The organism is Streptomyces sp. NPDC002926 (assembly GCF_053591755.1).
Window position 1 is genome coordinate 1 of record NZ_JBSFUK010000015.1, and the last position, 18,614, is coordinate 18,614.

Consider the following 18,614-nt stretch of genomic DNA (forward strand, 5'->3'; position numbering starts at 1 on the left):
GGCGGACGGAGCGCCGCGCCTGCCCCGCCCGGTCGGTCGGCTGCCCGGTCGGTCCGGTGCGCGGGCAGTCGGGTGCGCGCCGCCCTACACCGCCGCCGTGCCGATCAGGGCATTGCGGGTTACCAGTGCCGCCAGTTCCGCTTCCGTCAGGGAGTCCGTGCCGTCCGGGCGGCGGGGCAGGACCATGTAGCGGGTCTCCGAGGTGGAGTCCCAGACCGTGATCTCCGTTTCGGGCGGCAGCCGCAGGCCGAACTCCTCCAGTACGGCGCGGGGTTCCCGGACCACCCTGGAGCGGTAGGCCTCGCTCTTGTACCAGCTCGGGGACGGGCCCAGCAGCCGGATCGGATAGCAGGAGCAGAGCGTGCAGACGATGACGTTGTGCGTGTGCGCGGTGTTCTCGACGACGTGCAGCCGCTGGGGCTGGACTCCCCCCGCGGACAGGCCGAGTTCGGCGACGGCCGTGGTTCCGTCGGCGAGCAGCCGGGCGCGGAAGTCGGCGTCGACCCAGGCCCGGGCCGTCACCCGGGCCCCGTTGGCCGGGGAGGCGCCGCTGAGAAAGGCGTCGATGGCCTCGTCGAGCGCGCCGCCCGCGACGAGGCCGCGCTCTTCCAGGAGCGTCTCGAGGCGGCGTACCCGGCGGGAGATCAGGGCGTCGGCGTGGGTTCCGGTCACGGCTGGTCGTCCTCCAAGTAGCTCTCGAACAGGTCCAGTACGACGTGGTGGTCGCCGTCGCCCCACAGGTCCCGGGCCTCGAACCGTACGGCGTAGACCTGCTCGACGGGAGCATCCTCGCGCCCCTGGGAGCGCACGTCGGCGAGCGGCGAGCGGCCCTCGGGCTCGACGACCGTGCCGTGCTTGCCGCGGGCGTAGCGGGGCAGCCGGGTGTGGTGCGGCGGGTCGTGGTGCACGGTCCGCACCCGCGCGCCCGGAGCGAACCGGTCGGTGGCGTACGCGGGCTCGTGCGCGGCTTCAGTCATCGAGCTCGCCCGCCTCGATGACGCCCTTGCGCTCCAGGAGCGTACGGATCGCGTAGAACCAGCGCTCGTAGTACGAAGCCGCCAAGTACTCGGCGGGCCGCATGGACTCGACGGCGTCGCGGAACTCGTCCAGATTGAAGACCTTCGCCCCGATGAGAGCGCGGTTCAGCGCGAACACTCTGGCCTCCCAGTCGGCGTGGAAGGGTTCGGTGTCGTCCGTCGTATCGATGGGGCCGAAGCCCTGCATACCGCCGACGTCGTTCATCCTGGCCATGCCCGACAGCCTAGATCTTCGTTGCCCGCGCGAGCCGGTGGTTCAGCGGGCCGACACGCCACGGCGCCCGGAGCATGCGCGAGGTCAGCGCAGAGTAGCGTAGACGATGAGGTTGTCCACCGGGTGGCCCTGCGCATCGAAGTCTCCGGCGCAGGTGATGAGGCGCAGCGCGCGCTCGGTGGTCGGGCCGTAGACCTTCTGGGTCAAGAACGCGTTCTTGCTGACCGTGTCGGTGCCGGTGACGGTGAAGTGGAGCGTGGTTCCCCGTGTCGTCCGTACGGCGATGTCCGCGCCCTTCGCGATCTTCTTGAGGTCGTGGAAGACCGCCCTGCCGAAGCGGGTGTCGTTGTGACCGATGATCACGGCGGCTCCGCGCTCGCCGGGCACGGCTCCGCCGGTGTACCAGCCTGCGGTCATGCCCTTGTCCGCGGGCGGGACCTCGACCGTTCTGTCGTCGTTGAGGCCGAGGCGCATCAGAGAACTGTCCACGCCTATCGAGGGGATGGCGATGCGCGCCGGGTCCGCGGTCTTCCCCTGGCCGGTGGTGGGAGAGGCGGCGGACGGAGCCTTCGCGGCCTGGGGTGGAGTCTGTACGGCGTCGGCCGAGCATCCGGCGACGGCGGTCAGGACGAAGCCGGCGCAGGCGAGCGCGGGCAGCGCAGCGGCCCGCCGCCTCCGGTGGTGTGTACGGGACATGGAGTCTCCAGAGCGGGGACGGCGCCGGCGAAACCGGCGCCGTCCGCGGACAGGGAAGCGGGTATCAGCCGTTGCGGTGGGCGGCCCAACGGCGGCGCACCACGAACGTGCCTGCGCCCGCGACCAGCGCGAGGGCCGCGGCCGATCCGGCGAGGGCGGTGGTGTTGCCGCTCTCGCTCCCGGCCGGCCGCTCACCGGCGCTGACGCCACCACGCGGCGCGGCGTCTCGCTTCCCGCCCCGTGCCGGGGCGGGCTTGTCACCGGCTGCCACGCCGCCGCGCGGCACGGCCGAAGGCATGCGCTCCTGCGGGGGCGCTGTGACGATGCCGCTGCCGCGGGTGGGCTCGGGGGCCGGCTCGGTCGCCCGCGGCGTGGGCGTGGGCGTGGGGGTCCGCTCGGTCGCCCGCGGCGTGGGCGTGGTGTCGGCGAAGGCGGCCGTGGACGGGACGATCACCGCGCCGGCCACGGCGGTGGCGACGACGAGGGCACGCAGGGACAGACGGTGGGACATGTGGGGTGGCTCCATTCCAGCTCGGCCTTGTTGGCACTTGGCGACAGGCTGGCGTGAAGTTATGAAGAAGCTGTCAGAACGCTGTGGTCTTCGGATCAGGGCCAGGACCGGGGCCGGGATCGGGGCACGAGAATCAGAGCCGATCCGCGGTCTCCTCCGCGACAGGCCGTCCCGCGGCCGGTATCCGCAGCGTGAAGACCGACCCCTCCCCCTCCGCACTCACCGCGTGCACCGTGCCGCCGTGCGCCTCCGCGAGCTTGCGGACGATCGCGAGACCCAGGCCGCTGCCGCCGGTGCGGCGGCTGCGGGACTTCTCGGCGCGCCAGAAGCGGTCGAAGACATAGCGAAGATCCTCGGGCGGCATGCCACTGCCGGTGTCGGCGACATCGACGACCACCACATCCCCGTCCGGAGAGGACGCGCTCAGTGTGACGCTGCCGCCGGGCGGGGTGTGGCGTACGGCGTTGGAGACCAGGTTGCCGACGGCCTGCCGCAGCCGCACCGGGTCGGCGCTCAGCTCGGGCACGTCGGCGCCCGGCGCCGTCCCGGCCACCGTCAGCGTGACCTCCGCCGTGTCCGCCTGGGCCTGGTGCGCCGCGGCCACATGTCCGAGAAGCTCCTCGATCCGGACCGGCTCGGGATGCAGCCGCAGCGCGCCCGCGTCCGCCTGGGCCAGGTCCTGGAGGTCGCCGATGATGTGCTGCAGCTGCATCGCCTCCTCCAGCAGGGAGGCGACGAAGGCGGGGTCGGGGTCGGCGATGCCGTCCTGGGCCGCCTCCAGCCAGCCGCGGATATTGCTGAGCGGTGTGCGCAGTTCGTGGGCGACATCGCTGACCATCGCCTTGCGCTGGCCCTCCAGACGCGCGCGGTGCGCCGACATGTCGTTGAAGGCGGCGGCCAGCCGCCCGATCTCGTTGTCCGCGGTGACCGGCACCGGAACAGGGTCCGCGTATCCGCCGTCCTTCATCCGCTGGGCCGCGCCGGTGAGCGCGCGCAGCGGCCGTACGAGCCGGGTGGCGGCGAACAGTGACGCGCCGACGGTGAGTGCCAGTACGAGGGCCGCCGCGCCCGCGATCCGGGCGGTGTTCGCCGGGGAGAGGTCGAAGCCGGGGACGGTCGCGCCGCCGGGGTCGCCGATGAACAGCAGCGCGGGCGTGGCGACATAGGAGCTGAGCTGTTCGCGGCGCGCGGTGCCGACGCAGGAGGCGACGGCGCGGTCGTCGTCATTGGCGCTGGGCACGGCCGACGGTTCGGGGGTGGGCGTGGCCTCCGTCGGGATGGGCGTGGCCTCCGGCGGGATGGGCGTGGCCTCCGGCGGGATGGGCGTGGCCTCCGTCGGGGTGGGCGTGGCCTCCGTCGGGATGGTGGGCGTGGCCGACGCTTCGGGGGTGCTCACGGGCGGCGCGGTGGGGATACGCCCGGTGGGCGCCGGCCGTCTGTTCCAGGAGAGGTCCAGGTTCAGCTGTACGGCGTGCCGGTCCTGGCGCTTCAGACAGGCGTCGGCCAGCTGGTTGAGGGCGGTGAGCGCCTTGGTCTCGGTGGCGGTGGGTTCCTCCAGCGCGTCGATCGAGCACCGGGTGCCCTCGATACGGTCGAGGTCGTTGCCGACGGCCTGGATGCGTGGGCGGCCGCTGGGTGTCCCGACGATGTCGGAGGTGACACCGTCGTCGCGCAGGCAGGAGACGATCCGCTCGGCGGTCTCCTGCAACCGGGCGCGTTCGGCCGCCGGCAGCCGGAACGGGCCCACGGCGCGCGGGTCGATGCGGTCCGCGGCGCTCTGGCCGCCGCCGGCCGGGAGTGTGCCGTCCACGGAGAGCGGGTCGACGACGGCCGACGTCTGCGGCGGCAGCGCGGGCGGCTTGTCCTGGGTCGCCGAGTCGGCGAGGGGCGCACGCTGCGGCGTGGTCAGCGCGATCCGGCGCCCGGTCTGCCGGGCCAGATCGGTGACGGTCCGGTCCACGCCGTCCCACCGGGGGTGGGTCGCCGCGTAGCCGAGGAGGGTGTTGTAGATCCGGGCGTCGTCGGTGAGGTTCTGTCCCTGCTCCTGCTTGATGGCGCCGGAGGTGGTCTGCACGGCCAGCCAGGCGGTGGCGGCCACCGAGCAGGCAGCCACCAGCGCGGACACCGCGAGCAGTCGGCCGAGCAGGCTCTTGCGCAGCGGCAGCCGTCGCTCCGGGGACGGAGCGCCACGAGGAGGTGGATCGCTACGAGGAGGCACGAGCCGCGCTCTTCGCCGGGTCGGTCAGCTTGTAGCCGACGCCGAAGACGGTGAGCAGCCGGGCGGGCCGCCGCGGCGCGGGCTCGATCTTCTTGCGGAGGTTCATGATGTGCACGTCGACGGTGCGGTCGCTGATGTAGCGGTCGAAGCCGTGCAGTTCCTCCAGCAGCCGCTGCCGGGTGAAGACCCGGTCGGGTTCGGCGGCCATCGCGGCGAGGATGCGGAACTCACCGGGCGTGCAGTCGACGTGGCCGCCGTCGACGCTCACCTCGTGCCGGTCCGGGTCGACGACGAGCGTGCCCACCGCGAGGACGGCAGCGGCCGCCGGGTCCGCGCCCGCCGAGAGCCGGGTACGGCGCAGCAGTGTGCGCACCCGGGCCATCAACTCCCGTGGGCTGTACGGCTTGGTCATGTAGTCGTCGGCGCCGAGGTCCAGGCCGAGCAGCAGATCGTCCTCGGTGCTGCGGGCCGTCAGCATCAGCACGGGCAGCTCCCGGGCCTCGGCCCGCAGCACGCGCAGCACATCCAGGCCGTCGGCCCGCGGCATCATCACATCGAGCACCAGCAGGTCGGGGGCCTTGTACCGGACGGACTCGATGGCCGCTCTGCCGTCGCGTACGACCGTGACGGTGTGGCCCTCCCGTTCCAGATAACGGCGGACCAGCTCGGCCTGCTTCTCGTCGTCCTCGGCGACCATGACGTTTGCGCACACGCCGCCGATCGTAAGCAGTTCGGCGGCCCCACGGGTCAGGATCCGTGGGGCCGCCGCGACTTGAGGGTCGGCTGTTGCAGATTGTGGTTCGGCTGCTACAGGTTTCCGCGCTTCTCCTGCTCGCGCTCGATCGCCTCGAAGAGCGCCTTGAAGTTGCCCTTGCCGAAGCCCATCGAGCCGTGCCGCTCGATCATCTCGAAGAAGACCGTCGGCCGGTCCTGAACCGGCTTGGTGAAGATCTGGAGCAGATAGCCGTCCTCGTCACGGTCGACGAGGATCTTCAGCTCGCGCAGCGTCTCGACGGGCACCCGGGTCTCGCCCGCCCACTCGCCGAGGGTGTCGTAGTACGAGTCGGGGGTGTCCAGGAACGCGACTCCCGCGGCCCGCATGGACCGTACGGTCGCGACGATGTCGTTCGTGGCGAGCGCGATGTGCTGGACGCCGGCCCCGCCGTAGAACTCCAGATACTCGTCGATCTGCGACTTCTTCTTCGCGATCGCCGGCTCGTTGATCGGGAACTTCACCTTCAGCGTGCCGTCGGCGACGACCTTCGACATGAGCGCGGAGTACTCGGTGGCGATGTCGTCGCCCACGAACTCCTTCATGTTGGTGAAGCCCATGACCTTGTTGTAGAAGGCCACCCACTCGTTCATCCTGCCGAGCTCGACATTGCCGACGCAGTGGTCGATGGCCTGGAAGGTGCGCTTGGCCGGCGGCTCGACGATCGGGTCGGCGGCGGCGAAGCCGGGCAGGTACGGGCCGTCGTAGCCGGAGCGGTCGACGAGGGTGTGCCGGGTCTTGCCGTACGTGGCGATCGCGGCCAGCACCACCGTGCCGTGCTCGTCCTTGATCTCGTACGGCTCCGTGATGCCGCGGGCGCCGTGCTCGGTGGCGTACGCGTACGCGGCGCGCGCGTCCGGCACCTCGATGGCCAGGTCGACGACGCCGTCGCCGTGCTCGGCGACATGGTCGGCGAGGAAGCGGCCCCAGTCGGTGGCGGTCTTGATCACGGAGGTGAACACAAAGCGTGCGGCGCCGTTGGTGAGGACGTAACTCGCGGTCTCGCGGCTGCCGTTCTCCGGTCCGGAGTAGGCGACGAGCTTCATGCCGAAGGCCGTGGAGTAGAAGTGCGCGGCCTGCTTGGCATTGCCGACGGCGAAGACGACCGCGTCCATTCCCTTCACCGGGAAGGGATCTGCCTTACGCGCGGTGGTCGGGGTGTGATCGATGGTCTCAGTCATACGGGCAGGCTCCCCCCGATCCACAAGGTGCGCAATAGTTTGAGTTTCCACTGGGCAATATGCACAGCAGTCAGCGAGCATGGCGGGGCTATCTGTACATGATGACCATTCGGGAGAGACCATGGCGATCGATCATCTGGACGGCCGGCTCATCGTGCTGCTGGCGCGCGAGCCGAGGATCGGGGTGCTCGAGGCGTCCCGCCGGCTCGGCGTGGCCCGCGGGACCGTGCAGGCGCGTCTGGACCGCCTTCAGTCCAATGGAGTCATCCGTGGTTTCGGTCCGGACGTCGATCCGGCGGCTCTCGGCTACCCGGTGACCGCCTTCGCCACACTGGAGATCAAGCAGGGTCAAGGGGCCGATGTACGCGCCCATTTGGCGGGCGTCCCCGAGGTGCTCGAGCTGCACACCACCACCGGCCACGGCGACATGCTCTGCCGGCTCGTCGCCCGCTCCAACGCGGATCTTCAACGGGTGATCGACCGTGTTGTCGGCTTTGATGGCATCGTGCGGGCCTCGACAGCGATCGTCATGGAGAATCCCGTGCCCTTGCGGATCATTCCGCTGGTGGAGCAGGCCGCGGAGGACGAAAGCGTCTGAGGTGACGGTATGAGCTTCTGGGAGTACTTGGTCACCAATCACCAGCAGCTGCTCACCGACGCCTACCAGCAGGCCAGTCTCGTCTTCCAGTGCATGGTGATCGCCACGCTTCTCGGTGTGCTGATCGGCCTCCTCACCTATCACAGCGGGTGGGGCGGCAACCTCGCCGTGACCTCGACCGCGGTGATCCTCACCATCCCCTCGCTCGCTCTGATCGGTCTGCTGATCCCGTTGGTGGGCCTCGGGGTACCGCCGACCGTGATCACCCTGACGCTGTACGGGCTGCTGCCGATCGTCCGTAACTCCGTCGTCGGGCTGCGCGGCGTGGACCCCTCGCTCGTGGACGCCGCCAAGGGCATCGGGATGTCCCGGGTGTCCCGGCTCCTCAGAGTGGAGCTGGCGCTCGCCTGGCCGCCGATCCTGACCGGCATCCGGGTCGCCACGCAGATGCTGATGGGTATCGCCGCGATCGCCGCGTACGCCTCCGGGCCCGGTCTCGGCAATGAGATCTTCCGCGGCATCGCCTCGCTGGGCAGTGCCAACGCACTCAACCAGGTGCTCGCGGGGACCATCGGCATCGTCATCCTCGCGCTGCTCTTCGACGCCGCGTACGTGGGCATCGGCCGTCTCACCGTCTCGAGGGGGATCCGTGCCTGAGTCCGCCGCTTCCGGGGCCTCCATCGAGCTGGAGAACCTGACCAAGCGCTATCCGGGGAGCCCCGAGCCGGCCGTGGACAACGTGTCGATGGGGATCAAGGCGGGCGAGACGGTGATCCTCGTGGGTCCGTCCGGCTGCGGCAAGTCGACCACGCTGAGGATGATCAACCGGCTGATCGAGCCGAGTTCCGGGCGGATCAGGATCGACGACGAGGACGTCACCGACATGGACCCGGTGAAGCTGCGGCGGAAGATCGGATACGCGATCCAGTCCTCCGGACTCTTCCCGCACATGACGGTCGCGGAGAACATCGCCCTCGTACCAAAGATGATCGGCTGGCCGAAGAAGAAGGTGAACGCCCGGGTCGAGGAGATGCTCGATCTGGTGGGGCTGGATCCGCGGGAGTTCCACGGTCGCTATCCGCGGCAGCTGTCGGGCGGCCAGCAGCAGCGGGTGGGCGTCGCGCGGGCGCTCGCCGCGGATCCCCCCGTCCTGCTGATGGACGAGCCGTTCGGGGCCGTCGACCCGATCACCCGCGATCACCTTCAGGACGAACTGATCAGGTTGCAGCACGAGTTGCACAAGACGATCGTCTTCGTCACGCACGACTTCGACGAGGCGATCAAGCTCGGGGACCGGATCGCGGTGCTGCGGGAGCGTTCGCACATCGCGCAGTTCGACACTCCGGAGGCGATCCTCACCAATCCGGCGGACGACTTCGTCTCCGGCTTCGTCGGCGCGGGTGCGGCGCTCAAGCGGCTCAATCTCACCCGGGTACGAGACGTCGGGATCGCCGACTTCCCGACGGTGACCGTGGACGACACGCTCCAGTCGGTCTTCAACAAGCTGCGCAGGGGCCTGCACAACGAGGTGCTGATGCTGGACCGGCGCGGCCGCCCGTACAAATGGCTGCGGCGCGGCGACCTGATGCGCGCCAAGGGGTCCCTGGCCAGGGCGGGGCAGCTGGTGCAGGACACGGTGACCCGGGACGCGACACTGCACGACGCGCTGGAGGCGGTGCTCACGGACTCCAGCGGGCGGGTCGCGGTGACCGGGCGGCGTGGCGCGTACATCGGCGTTGTCGACATGGAGACTCTGATGAACTCCGTGCACGAGATGCTCGAGGCCGACCGGCTCACCGCCATCGAGCACCAGCACGACCTGGAGGAGCTACGACACCACCAGACAGATGTGGCGCTGGAGGGCGGTGCGGGCGGATGAGTACAGCTCCCGACCGCCCGGCCGGCGAGCACGAGGCTGGTCCCGACTTCCCGGACGAGGAGGAGCTCCCTCCTCCGGCCCCGCCGCCGAGACGGCGGATCACCTGGCAGAAGCTGGTGGTACTGCCCGCCGTTCTCACCATCGTCCTGCTGGTGACCTTCCTGTGGATCTCCAACACCCACCTCGACGCGATCGCCCAGAACTCCCTGTCGGGCGGCAATGTGCAGCTGCGGGTGTGGCAGCAGATCCAGCTCACCGCGATCTCCACCTTCTGGGTACTGATCATCGCGATCCCGCTGGGCATCACGTTGACCCGGCCGGGCCTGAGCAAGGCAGCGCCGCCCGTCACCGCGCTCGCCAACGTCGGACAGGCGACCCCGGCCATCGGCCTGCTGGCACTGCTGGTGATCTGGCTGGGCATCGGCCCGTCGACGGCGATCATCGGCATGGTCATCTACGCGGTGCTGCCGGTGCTCTCCAACACGGTGGCGGGTCTGAAAGCGATCGATCCGCAGCTGGTGGAGGCCTCGCGCGGGATCGGCATGTCGGCGTTCGGCACGCTGACCAGAGTCGAACTGCCGCTCGCCGTACCGCTGATCCTCGCGGGCGTACGCACGGCCCTGGTGCTCAATGTCGGCACGGCCACGCTCGCCACCTTCGGCGGTGGCGGCGGCCTGGGCGACCTGATCACCTCGGGCATCCAGACCCAGCGGATGCCGGTGCTGATCCTCGGCTCGGTGCTGACCGTGGTGCTGGCGCTGCTGGTGGACTGGCTGGCCTCGCTGGCCGAGCTGGTGCTCACGCCGCGCGGGCTGGAGGCGTGATGCGCTCCCTGCGCGCGGCGCCGAGCGGGGCGGCGGTACTGGCGCTGACACTGACCTGCCTGACGGGCCTGGGCGGCTGCGGCCTCAAGAGCGGTTCACCGATGGTGGACGCCGTGGCACCGGGTTCGGTCGGCAACGGCGAACCGCTCAAGGGCGCCTCGCTGACAGTCGCTTCGAAGAACTTCAGCGAGAACATCATCCTCGGCCAGATGATCGGCCTGATCTTCAAGGCGGCTGGCGCGGAGGTTCTGGACCGTACGAATCTGCCCGGCTCGATCAGTGCGCGCCAGGCGATCGTCGGTGGCGACGCGGACGCGATGTACGACTACACCGGCACCGGCTGGATCACTTATCTGGGGCACCAGAAGCCGATCGTCAGCCCGCAGGCCCAGTGGCAGGCGGTGCACAACGAGGATCTGAAGAACGGCGTCACCTGGCTGCCGCAGTCCACGCTCAACAACACCTACACGCTGGCGATCAGCAAGAAGAACAACGCCAAGTACCACCTCAAGACGATGTCGGACATGGCGGCGCTGTCGAGGAAGGACCCGTCGGCGGTGACGGTCTGCGTGGAGAACGAGTTCGCCTCGCGCGAGGACGGACTGACGGGTATGGAGAAGGCGTACGGGATGACGATCCCGGCCGCGAACATCAAGAAGATGGACGCCGGGATCATCTACACGCAGGTGTCGAAGTCCAATTCCTGCCTGCTGGGAGAGGCCTACACCACGGACGGCCGGATCAAGGCGATGGATCTGGACACCCTCGCGGACGACAAGCACTTCTTCCCCAACTACAACGCGGCGCCGGTGATCCACAGCAGGACGATCGAGAAGTGGCCGGTGATCGCGAGCCTGCTCAACCCGCTGAGCGCGAGGCTGACGACGCAGATCGCGCAGGACCTCAACGCGAAGGTGGATGTGGACGGCGAGGACCCGCACAAGGTGGCGAAGGACTGGCTGATCCAGGAGGGCTTCATCAAGAAGGGCTAGCCCGCCCGGCTCAGAGCCGCGGGCCCCACGCTCGCTCGTCCCCGGCCCGCAGTCCGCGGCTCGCACTCCCCGGCTCGCACCCTTCAGCTCGCAAAGATCCGGTTGCAAAGAACCCCTTGCAACGACTTCTTTGCAAGGCTATCTTTGCAACATGCCCGAGTCCGCACCACGCAACTACCGCTCGCTCGACCCGCGCTCGCTGCGCGGCCTCGCCCATCCGCTGCGCATGCGCCTGCTGAACACGCTGCGGCACGACGGGCCCGCCACCGCCTCCCAACTGGCCCACAAACTGGGCGAGTCCAGCGGCGCCACCAGCTACCACCTGCGCCAGCTCGCCGCGCACGGCTTCGTCGAGGACGACCCCGAGCGCGGCAAGGGCCGGGAGCGCTGGTGGAAGGCATCGGAGGACGGGACAAGCTTCGACGACTCCCTCTTCACCGACCCCGACCCGGTGGTCCGCGGCGCCGCGGACCTCTTTCTGCATGAGGTCGCGACCACGCACACCCAGGAGGTCGGCACCTGGCTCGGCACCGCACGCGAGTGGCCCGACGAGTGGCGCAGAAGCTCGGACCTGAGCGACTGGACCCTGCGGCTGACGCCCGCCCAGGCCTACGAGCTCAACCAAAAGGTCCACGAACTGATCGAGAGCTACAAGGACTTGGCTCCGAGTGCGGATTCCGCCGAGTCCGAGGACGCCGCCCAGGTCCGAATGCACCTGCACGCCTTCCCGCGCTCCACCGACTGAGGGGAACCACCGGCCATGCACCCCGACATACATCTGCGGCTGCACCACCTGCGCGCCGCGGAGCTCCATGAGAGGGCCCTCGCGCATCGCCCGCAGCGCGCGGACATCCGCACACAACTGGGCTGGACGCTCGTCGAGTTGGGGCTGCGCCTGGTGCAGCGGCCGCCCGCACGGGCCGCGCGTATCGCATGAGGGCCAAGGGGGGACGCGGGCCGCTCGTCACCGTACTGGCCGCCAACGCCGTATCGATCACCGGCAATTCACTCACTCTCATCGGCGTCCCGTGGTTCGCGCTGCAGACCACGGGCAGCCCGGGCAAGGCGGGCCTGGTCGCCTTCTGTGCGACTCTGCCGGTCGTCGTCTCGGCGATCACCGGCGGACCGGTCATCGACCGGATCGGCCGCCGCCGGGTCAGCATCGCCTCGGACCTCGTCTGCGCGCTCGCGCTCGCCGCGATCCCGCTGCTGGACTACGCGGGCGCGCTCGAATTCTGGATGCTCTGCGCGCTGATGGCCGTCACCGGGTTCTTCCACGCACCCGGCGAGACCGCACGGTATGTCCTCATACCCGACCTCGCCAAGGCAGCGCGCACCCCTCTCACCCGGGCCGCGAGCCTCTTCGACGCGGTCTCGCGCGGAGCCAGGATGGCCGGGGCGACACTGGCCGGCCTCCTCATCGCACTGACCGGCGCGGAGGCCGTGCTGCTGCTGGACGCCGCCACCTTCTGCGGATCCGCGCTGCTGATCTCCCTGGGCGTACGAGGGCTGAGCGCGGCCGAGCCGCAGCGGCGGGCTGCACCCGTCTCGCTGGCCGCGTACCGGGGTGAACTGCGCGAGGGCTACGCCTTCCTGCTGCGCAGCCGGCTGCTGCTGGGCGTCGTCGTGATGGTGATGCTCACCAACGGCCTCGACCAGGGCTGGAGTTCAGTACTGCTGCCGGTGCATGCCAAGGAGAACCTCGGCGGCGCCGGGGACCTGGGTCTGCTGGTCGCGGTCTTCGGCGGCTGCGCCCTGCTCGGCGCGCTGCTCTACGGCGCGATCGGGCACCGCTTCCCGCGGAGGGCGCTGTTCACCGTCGCGTTTGTTCTCTGCGGGCTGCCGAGGTTCGTGGTGGCGGCGCTGACGGACGGCACGGCGCCACTCGCGGCGACGATGGCGGTGGGCGGTCTGGGGGCCGGGATGCTCAACCCGATCCTCACCACGGTCATATACGAGCGCGTTCCCGAGAAACTGCGCAGCCGGGTCGCGGGCGTGACCACCGCGGGAGTGCTGCTGACCGCGCCGCTCGGCGGTCTGGCGGCGGGCTTTCTGATCGAGCAGGCAGGACTGGCGACGGCGCTGCTCGTCGTCGGCGGGGCGTACTTCCTGACGACGCTGGCTCCGGCGGTGTTCCCGAGCTGGCGGGAGATGGACGCGGGCAGGCAAGCCGCGACGCACCCGGGGCCGTGCCCGACTCCTTCGGCCGCGGACCTCAGCAGCTCGGAACCTTGCCGCCCTTCTCCAGCGCCCGAAGGGAGTCCACCGCGCTCTTCAGCGTCGTGACGGGGATCAGCCGCAGACCGCCGGGCAGTTCGGCCTGCGCGTCGGAGCACTCGTCCTTGGGAACGAGGAAGACACTCGCCCCGTCTCGCTTGGCGGCCTGAGTCTTCAGTGCCACCCCGCCGACCGCGCCGACCTTGCCGTCGGGAGTGATGGTGCCCGTACCGGCGATATTGCGGCCACCGGTGAGATCGCCGCCGGCGCCGGCGCCGGCGAGCTTGTCGACGATGCCGAGCGAGAAGAGCAGCCCGGCACTGGGCCCGCCGACATCGGCGAGATGGAGCTGGACCTTCACCTTCGACGGGTCCTTGTGGAGGTAGGAGAGCGCCGCCTGGGTGGCGACGTCCTGCGACTTCTCCATGTCCTCGACATTGCGCCGGTTGATCTCCTCGTCGGACTTGCCGGAGGGATAGACGGAATCGTGCGGCAGGACCGCGCGGTCCGTGCTGAACCAGGCGTCGACAACATCGCCGAGGTCGACCTCGGCGGACGGCCCGGTCGCCACGATGGTCGTCATCCGCAGCGCGCCCGCGGTCTTACGCGTGGGCACGCCGGAGATGGTGATGATCGGCTTGCCCTGGTCCTTCCCGAGCACGTTCGCGGTCATCCCGGGCTCCGCCACGGCATACGGCAGCGGCGCGAGCCCGACGACGGCGAAGAGTGCGACGACAGGGAGGGCGCAGAGGGCGATGGCGCGGGGGCGCGTGAGACGGGAGAGCACGGTGTCAATCTATCTGCCAGCGGAGCGGGGGCGCGGGGGCGGCGGCGGGGCTGACCCTCCACCCGGTGCGGCGCGCCTGCCGGGTCCGCGGCATCGTTCACGCGGGTCAGGGGACGCGCAGGGGTCGCGTCCGGGACGTAGAGCGTCGCAACTCGCGCGAAGCGCGGTGAGGAAAGCAGTCCCGGACACGACCCCCGGAGCGGACCCGGACGACCACCGCCCAAGACCGGCCACGCCCAAGACCGCACCCCACAAGGGACTCGCACCCCGAGCAACCCCGAACCCGCACCCCGCAAGGGACCGGCACCCCGGGCAAACGGGAACCGCACCGCATCCGGGCACGCCCCAAGCCGCAACCCACCGGCCGCGCGGCCGTACACCGGGCCAGGGGACGCGCAGGGGTCGTGACCGGGACGTAGAGCGTCGCAACTCGCGCGAAGCGCGGTGAGGAAAGCAGTCCCGGACACGACCCCCGAAGCGGACCCGGACGACCACCGCCCAAGACCGGCCACACCCAAGACCGCACCCCGCAAGGGACCCGCATCCGGGTCAGCGCAACGCGTCCGCCACCTCGCGCGCCGCGTCCACCACCCTCGGCCCCACCCGCTCCGGCACCGAGTCGGCCAGCATCACCACACCCACGCTGCCCTCTATCCCGGTCACCCCGACCAGGGCCGCGGCCGCACCACTCGCGCCCGCCTCCAGCTCGCCGTGGGTGAGCGTGTACCCGGGCTCCTTGGACTTGCTCTGCCGGGCCGCGAGGATCGCCTTCCCCGCCGCGCCCCGGTCCAGCGGATGACGGAAGCCCGCCCGGTAGGCGACGTGGTAGTCCGTCCAGGTCGGTTCGACGACGGCGACCGCAAGGGCCTCCGCGCCGTCGACGAGGGTGAGATGAGCTGTGGCCCCTATGTCCTCCGCGAGCGAGCGCAGGGCCGGCATCGCGGCCTCCCGCACCAGCGGGTGCACCTGGCGGCCCAGGCGCAGCACGCCGAGGCCCACCCTGGCGCGCCCGCCCAGATCGCGGCGGACGAGGGCGTGCTGCTCCAGGGTGGCGAGCAGACGGTAGACGACGGTTCGGTTGACCCCGAGTTTGTTGGACAACTCGGTGACGGTCAGCCCGTGGTCGGTGTCGGCGAGCAGTTTGAGGACACGTAGTCCTCTGTCGAGCGTCTGGGAGGTTTCCGCGGTCACGACGCCCTCTCCTTTGGAGTGAGTGACGGCGGTCCTCAACGGAAGCTGCGACACCAGTCCCATCGGCGACGCACCCAGAGGCCGCCGGCAGGACAGGCACACCGGCTGCGCTCCGCGGCGGCGCTGCCACGGGGCGTATGCAATGCGGGGACAGTAGCGACCTGGTTCGCTCAGCGGAAGACCTCGTCCAGAATCCGGGCGCCGGTCCCTCGTTCCGCGGGACGGACGGAGCCCGGGCGCACTCATGCACCGGACCCTGTTCGGCATCCGTGCACACGACACCGGATACCGGCTCAGCGCCGTACACGCGGCGCCGTCGACCGGCTCAGCGCCGACCGACCCACCGCCGACCAGCTCACCGCCGACCGACCCACCGCCGACCAGCTCACCGCCGACCGACCCACCGCCGACCAGCTCACCGGCTCACCGCATACGCGTGGCCCACTCCTGCACCTTCTTGATCCGCTCCCGGATCTGCCCGGCCGTCGCCTCCGCGCTCGGCGGCCCGCCGCACACGCGCCGCAGCTCTGTATGAAGGACGCCGTGCGGCTTGCCGCTCTGGTGGACGTACGCGCCGACCATCGTGTTCAGCTGCTTGCGCAGTTCGAGGAGCTCCTTGTGGGAGACCACGGGCCGTCGCTCGGCGGGCAGTTCCAGCAGATCGGCCTCGTCGTCCGGCTTCTTGCGGCTGTGCGCGATCTGCCGTGCCTGGCGCTTCTGGAGGAGCAGCTGCACCTGGTCGGGTTCGAGGAGCCCGGGGATGCCGAGGTAGTCCTGCTCCTCCTCGCTCCCCGGGTGCGCCTGCATGCCGAACTCGGCGCCGTCGTACAGCACCCGGTCGAAGACCGCGTCGGACTCGAGGGCCTCGAAAGGGAGCATGTCCTGCTCCCCGGTGTCCTCGTCCTGCTGCTTCTCGGCCTCCGCCATCTCCTTCTCGGACTCGGCGTACGGGTCCTCGTCGCCGTCCTTCTTCGGCTTGTCGAGCACGTGGTCGCGCTCGACCTCCATCTCGCTTGCGAAGCCGAGGAGGTTCGGGATGGTCGGCAGGAAGACGGACGCGGTCTCGCCGCGGCGACGGGACCGTACGAAACGGCCCACCGCCTGCGCGAAGAAGAGCGGTGTCGAGATGGTGGTGGCGTACACGCCGACCGCGAGACGCGGCACGTCGACGCCCTCGGACACCATGCGGACCGCGACCATCCAGCGGTCCTCGTTCTCGCTGAACTCCTCGATCCGCTGGGAGGAGGCGGTTTCGTCGGAGAGGACGATGGTCGCCTTGGTGCCGGTGATCTCGCGGATCAGCTTGGCGTACGCACGGGCCGAGTCCTGGTCGGAGGCGATGACGAGACCGCCGGCATCCGGGATGCCCTTCCTGACTTCCGTCAGCCGCTTGTCGGCAGCCCGCAGAACATTCGGCATCCAGTCGCCGCGCGGGTCGAGCGCGGTGCGCCAGGCCTGGGAGATGGCGTCCTTGGTCATCGGCTCGCCGAGGCGGGCGGCGACCTCGTCACCGGCCTTGGTGCGCCAGCGCATATTGCCGCTGTAACTCAGAAAGATCACGGGCCGGACGACGCCGTCGCCCAGCGCGTTGCCATAGCCGTACGTGTAGTCCGCGGCGGACCGCCGAATCCCGTCGTTCCCCTCCTCGTACTGGACGAAGGGAATGGGATTGGTGTCGGACCTGAAGGGCGTACCGGTGAGCGCGAGCCGCCGGGTGGCCGGGTCGAAGGCCTCGAGGCAGGCCTCGCCCCACGACTTCGAGTCACCGGCGTGGTGAATCTCATCCAGAATCACCAGGGTCTTGCGCTGCTCGCAGCGGTTGCGGTGCAGCATGGGCCGTACGCCGACACCGGCGTACGTCACCGCCACACCCTGGTACTCCTTGCTCAGCGGACCGGCGCTGTACTCCGGGTCCAGCTTGATCCCTACCCGCGCCGCCGCGGCCGCCCACTGCTTCTTGAGGTGCTCGGTGGGAGCGACCACGGTCACCTGCTGCACGACGTGGTGGTGCAGCAGCCAGGAGGCGAGGGTGAGCGCGAAGGTGGTCTTTCCGGCGCCGGGGGTGGCGACGGCGAGGAAGTCCCGTGGCTGCTCCTGGAGATACCGCTCCATGGCGCCCTGCTGCCAGGCACGCAGCTTGCCGGCGGTACCCCACGGCGCACGACCGGGGAAGGCGGGTGAGAGGTGGTGGGAGGCGGTAGTAGTCACGGTCTCCGGTTCAAAGCTCTCGGCAGCACGGGATCAGATAAGACAACCGGGCCACCCTACCGGTGAGCGGCAGGCGGCCCCGGCCAAACGAGGCCGGGGACACCAAGGGTGCGACTCAGCTCACACCGTTCCCGCACGGCGCGCGGACACCGCGGCCCGTGACTTCGAGAACGCCCCCGAGCTTGTTCTTCATGGTCCGACCTCAGCTGTCCCGCTTCCGCGCCGTCAGCTGGAAGAGCCGAGCGGTGTGCATGTAGGGCGGACGCGCAGTAGTCGCGAGTTCCAGTCGCTCAAGGTCGGCGTAGAACGCCGGGTCGTACTTTCGCGCGTCGTCGGTGATGTAGTCGCAGAAGCTGCGGATGCCGTAGTGCTGCACGTCCTGGCAGCCGAGGCTTCGCAGGACAGGAATGATCTCCTCGGCCGTGTGGAGCGTCAGCGCCGAGTCGAACATCTGGGTCCGGGACTTGTCTGTGTCGAGCGCTGCCAGCGCGGCGGCGGGGTCCGTCCCCCGAACGGCGATGTTCAAGGCGGCCGAGTGCCGGTTGATCGCCATCATCGAGAACAGCCCGCCTCGTTTCAGCGGGGCGAGGGCCGTGGCGAGGGTGCCCGGCACGTCGTCCACGTACTGGAGGAGGTTGTGGCAGAGGACCACGTCGAAGACTCCGTCGCCGTACTCGGCGGGCAGAGCGGTCACGTCGGCCTGCACACAGGTGATCAGATCCGTCAGGCCGCCCGCCGAGGCTCGCTCGGCCGCGACGGCGAGCATGGCGGGGGCGTAGTCGACGATGGTGACGTGGTGTCCGCGGGCTGCCAGGCGCAGGGCGTCACCGCCGTCACCGCCGGCGAGGTCGAGTATGCGCAACGGCCCACCATCCCGGCCGTCGAGATGCCGGGCGAGGTTCGCCTCGGCGATCGCGTAGCGCAGACGGCCCCAGGGGGCGTCCTGCCATTCCTGCCAGGTGGTCATCGCGCTGTTGAACTTCTCGGGAGCTTCAGGCATCTGGTGACGGTAGCTCGAACGACGTCTCGAACGGGTTCACTCACCAGGGAGTTCGTCAGGCGGGGACGGTGGCCTTGGCGTGATGCCTCGGGCCGGCCAGAGCGCGAGTTCCACCGGCCCCAAGACCGCGGTCGGAGGTGGATCTGCCGCGTCACGGATCCCAGCGGGAAGGAAGCGGTTCGTGCGCCGAAACCGAACCGGCCCGGCCCCCCGCAGGCCTCTCGGCTCGAAGAGCCGGTGCCCCGTCACCCGCTACGAGGTGGTGAAACGGTCGGACGACCCGAGACGA

20 protein-coding genes are annotated in these 18,614 nt (G+C 70.1%); 8 read left to right on the top strand and 12 right to left on the bottom strand.

Features of this window, described 5'->3' with window-relative positions:
• Positions 1-84 precede the first annotated feature (84 nt).
• The 8 genes from nthA to hppD all read right to left on the bottom strand — a co-directional run bounded on the left by nthA (position 85) and on the right by hppD (position 6,629).
• The gene (nthA, locus tag ACWDZ6_RS21800) at positions 85-672 is read right to left on the bottom strand and encodes a nitrile hydratase subunit alpha (protein WP_451504173.1); all 588 of its coding nucleotides are present in this window, start codon (positions 670-672) and stop codon (positions 85-87) included.
• Positions 669-977 (bottom strand): SH3-like domain-containing protein, encoded by a 309-nt coding sequence (locus ACWDZ6_RS21805; RefSeq protein WP_451504174.1) that lies wholly within the window; start codon positions 975-977, stop codon positions 669-671. The genes nthA and ACWDZ6_RS21805 overlap by 4 nt, the downstream gene beginning before the upstream one ends.
• On the bottom strand, positions 970-1,251 hold the full coding sequence (locus tag ACWDZ6_RS21810) for a hypothetical protein (RefSeq protein WP_451504175.1): 282 nt from the start codon (positions 1,249-1,251) through the stop codon (positions 970-972). Before ACWDZ6_RS21810 ends, ACWDZ6_RS21805 begins: the two co-directional genes overlap by 8 nt.
• Before the next feature lie 84 nt (positions 1,252-1,335).
• Positions 1,336-1,947, bottom strand: coding sequence for a class F sortase (locus tag ACWDZ6_RS21815; protein WP_451504176.1), 612 nt, complete (start codon positions 1,945-1,947; stop codon positions 1,336-1,338).
• Between the two features lie 64 nt (positions 1,948-2,011).
• The gene (locus tag ACWDZ6_RS21820) at positions 2,012-2,458 is read right to left on the bottom strand and encodes a hypothetical protein (RefSeq protein WP_451504177.1); all 447 of its coding nucleotides are present in this window, start codon (positions 2,456-2,458) and stop codon (positions 2,012-2,014) included.
• Between the two features lie 133 nt (positions 2,459-2,591).
• Positions 2,592-4,676 carry an ATP-binding protein gene (locus ACWDZ6_RS21825; RefSeq protein ID WP_451504178.1) on the bottom strand — a complete coding sequence of 695 codons (2,085 nt, stop codon included), beginning with the start codon at positions 4,674-4,676 and terminating at the stop codon, positions 2,592-2,594.
• Positions 4,663-5,388: a response regulator transcription factor gene (locus ACWDZ6_RS21830; RefSeq protein ID WP_451504179.1), complete on the bottom strand. Its 726-nt coding sequence runs from the start codon at positions 5,386-5,388 to the stop codon at positions 4,663-4,665. Before ACWDZ6_RS21830 ends, ACWDZ6_RS21825 begins: the two co-directional genes overlap by 14 nt.
• A 95-nt stretch (positions 5,389-5,483) precedes the next feature.
• The gene (hppD, locus tag ACWDZ6_RS21835; protein ID WP_326650171.1) at positions 5,484-6,629 is read right to left on the bottom strand and encodes a 4-hydroxyphenylpyruvate dioxygenase; all 1,146 of its coding nucleotides are present in this window, start codon (positions 6,627-6,629) and stop codon (positions 5,484-5,486) included.
• 121 nt (positions 6,630-6,750) lie between these two features.
• Here hppD and ACWDZ6_RS21840 point away from each other — a divergent pair, with 121 nt between their 5' ends.
• The 8 genes from ACWDZ6_RS21840 to ACWDZ6_RS21875 all read left to right on the top strand — a co-directional run bounded on the left by ACWDZ6_RS21840 (position 6,751) and on the right by ACWDZ6_RS21875 (position 13,208).
• Positions 6,751-7,227, top strand: coding sequence for an Lrp/AsnC family transcriptional regulator (locus ACWDZ6_RS21840; protein WP_451504180.1), 477 nt, complete (start codon positions 6,751-6,753; stop codon positions 7,225-7,227).
• Positions 7,228-7,236: 9 nt separating this feature from the next.
• Positions 7,237-7,884 carry an ABC transporter permease gene (locus ACWDZ6_RS21845; protein ID WP_389175474.1) on the top strand — a complete coding sequence of 216 codons (648 nt, stop codon included), beginning with the start codon at positions 7,237-7,239 and terminating at the stop codon, positions 7,882-7,884.
• A complete protein-coding gene (locus ACWDZ6_RS21850; protein ID WP_351447508.1) occupies positions 7,877-9,106 on the top strand; it encodes a betaine/proline/choline family ABC transporter ATP-binding protein in 1,230 nt (409 codons plus the stop codon). Before ACWDZ6_RS21845 ends, ACWDZ6_RS21850 begins: the two co-directional genes overlap by 8 nt.
• Complete coding sequence (locus ACWDZ6_RS21855; protein ID WP_451504181.1) at positions 9,103-9,930, top strand: ABC transporter permease; 828 nt, start codon at positions 9,103-9,105, stop codon at positions 9,928-9,930. Before ACWDZ6_RS21850 ends, ACWDZ6_RS21855 begins: the two co-directional genes overlap by 4 nt.
• Positions 9,930-10,922, top strand: a complete 993-nt coding sequence (locus ACWDZ6_RS21860; protein WP_451504182.1) for a glycine betaine ABC transporter substrate-binding protein — start codon at positions 9,930-9,932, stop codon at positions 10,920-10,922. The genes ACWDZ6_RS21855 and ACWDZ6_RS21860 overlap by 1 nt, the downstream gene beginning before the upstream one ends.
• A gap of 151 nt (positions 10,923-11,073) precedes the next feature.
• A complete protein-coding gene (locus ACWDZ6_RS21865; protein WP_451504183.1) occupies positions 11,074-11,667 on the top strand; it encodes an ArsR/SmtB family transcription factor in 594 nt (197 codons plus the stop codon).
• A gap of 15 nt (positions 11,668-11,682) precedes the next feature.
• Complete coding sequence (locus ACWDZ6_RS21870) at positions 11,683-11,859, top strand: hypothetical protein (protein ID WP_451504184.1); 177 nt, start codon at positions 11,683-11,685, stop codon at positions 11,857-11,859.
• Positions 11,856-13,208: an MFS transporter gene (locus ACWDZ6_RS21875; protein WP_366732322.1), complete on the top strand. Its 1,353-nt coding sequence runs from the start codon at positions 11,856-11,858 to the stop codon at positions 13,206-13,208. Before ACWDZ6_RS21870 ends, ACWDZ6_RS21875 begins: the two co-directional genes overlap by 4 nt.
• Here ACWDZ6_RS21875 and ACWDZ6_RS21880 read toward each other — a convergent pair.
• The 4 genes from ACWDZ6_RS21880 to ACWDZ6_RS21895 form a co-directional block, all read right to left on the bottom strand.
• Entirely contained in the window at positions 13,138-13,926 is a 789-nt protein-coding gene (locus ACWDZ6_RS21880) for a YlbL family protein (protein WP_451504185.1), read from the bottom strand. The two genes, ACWDZ6_RS21875 and ACWDZ6_RS21880, sit on opposite strands and share 71 nt — an antisense overlap.
• 549 nt (positions 13,927-14,475) lie before the next feature.
• The gene (locus ACWDZ6_RS21885) at positions 14,476-15,117 is read right to left on the bottom strand and encodes an IclR family transcriptional regulator (RefSeq protein WP_326650180.1); all 642 of its coding nucleotides are present in this window, start codon (positions 15,115-15,117) and stop codon (positions 14,476-14,478) included.
• A 423-nt stretch (positions 15,118-15,540) separates the two neighbouring features.
• Positions 15,541-17,325, bottom strand: a complete 1,785-nt coding sequence (locus tag ACWDZ6_RS21890) for a DEAD/DEAH box helicase (protein ID WP_366732324.1) — start codon at positions 17,323-17,325, stop codon at positions 15,541-15,543.
• Between the two features lie 202 nt (positions 17,326-17,527).
• Positions 17,528-18,325, bottom strand: a complete 798-nt coding sequence (locus ACWDZ6_RS21895) for a class I SAM-dependent methyltransferase (RefSeq protein WP_451504186.1) — start codon at positions 18,323-18,325, stop codon at positions 17,528-17,530.
• Between the last annotated feature and the right edge of the window lie 289 nt (positions 18,326-18,614).

Coding starts and splice junctions, on each gene's coding strand:
- ACWDZ6_RS21805 (WP_451504174.1), bottom strand. CDS start 977: ATGACTGAAGCCGCGCACGAGCCCGCGTACGCCACCGACCGGTTCGCT.
- ACWDZ6_RS21810 (WP_451504175.1), bottom strand. CDS start 1,251: ATGGCCAGGATGAACGACGTCGGCGGTATGCAGGGCTTCGGCCCCATC.
- ACWDZ6_RS21815 (WP_451504176.1), bottom strand. CDS start 1,947: ATGTCCCGTACACACCACCGGAGGCGGCGGGCCGCTGCGCTGCCCGCG.
- ACWDZ6_RS21820 (WP_451504177.1), bottom strand. CDS start 2,458: ATGTCCCACCGTCTGTCCCTGCGTGCCCTCGTCGTCGCCACCGCCGTG.
- hppD (WP_326650171.1), bottom strand. CDS start 6,629: ATGACTGAGACCATCGATCACACCCCGACCACCGCGCGTAAGGCAGAT.
- ACWDZ6_RS21840 (WP_451504180.1), top strand. CDS start 6,751: ATGGCGATCGATCATCTGGACGGCCGGCTCATCGTGCTGCTGGCGCGC.
- ACWDZ6_RS21845 (WP_389175474.1), top strand. CDS start 7,237: ATGAGCTTCTGGGAGTACTTGGTCACCAATCACCAGCAGCTGCTCACC.
- ACWDZ6_RS21855 (WP_451504181.1), top strand. CDS start 9,103: ATGAGTACAGCTCCCGACCGCCCGGCCGGCGAGCACGAGGCTGGTCCC.
- ACWDZ6_RS21860 (WP_451504182.1), top strand. CDS start 9,930: ATGCGCTCCCTGCGCGCGGCGCCGAGCGGGGCGGCGGTACTGGCGCTG.
- ACWDZ6_RS21865 (WP_451504183.1), top strand. CDS start 11,074: ATGCCCGAGTCCGCACCACGCAACTACCGCTCGCTCGACCCGCGCTCG.
- ACWDZ6_RS21870 (WP_451504184.1), top strand. CDS start 11,683: ATGCACCCCGACATACATCTGCGGCTGCACCACCTGCGCGCCGCGGAG.
- ACWDZ6_RS21875 (WP_366732322.1), top strand. CDS start 11,856: ATGAGGGCCAAGGGGGGACGCGGGCCGCTCGTCACCGTACTGGCCGCC.
- ACWDZ6_RS21895 (WP_451504186.1), bottom strand. CDS start 18,325: ATGCCTGAAGCTCCCGAGAAGTTCAACAGCGCGATGACCACCTGGCAG.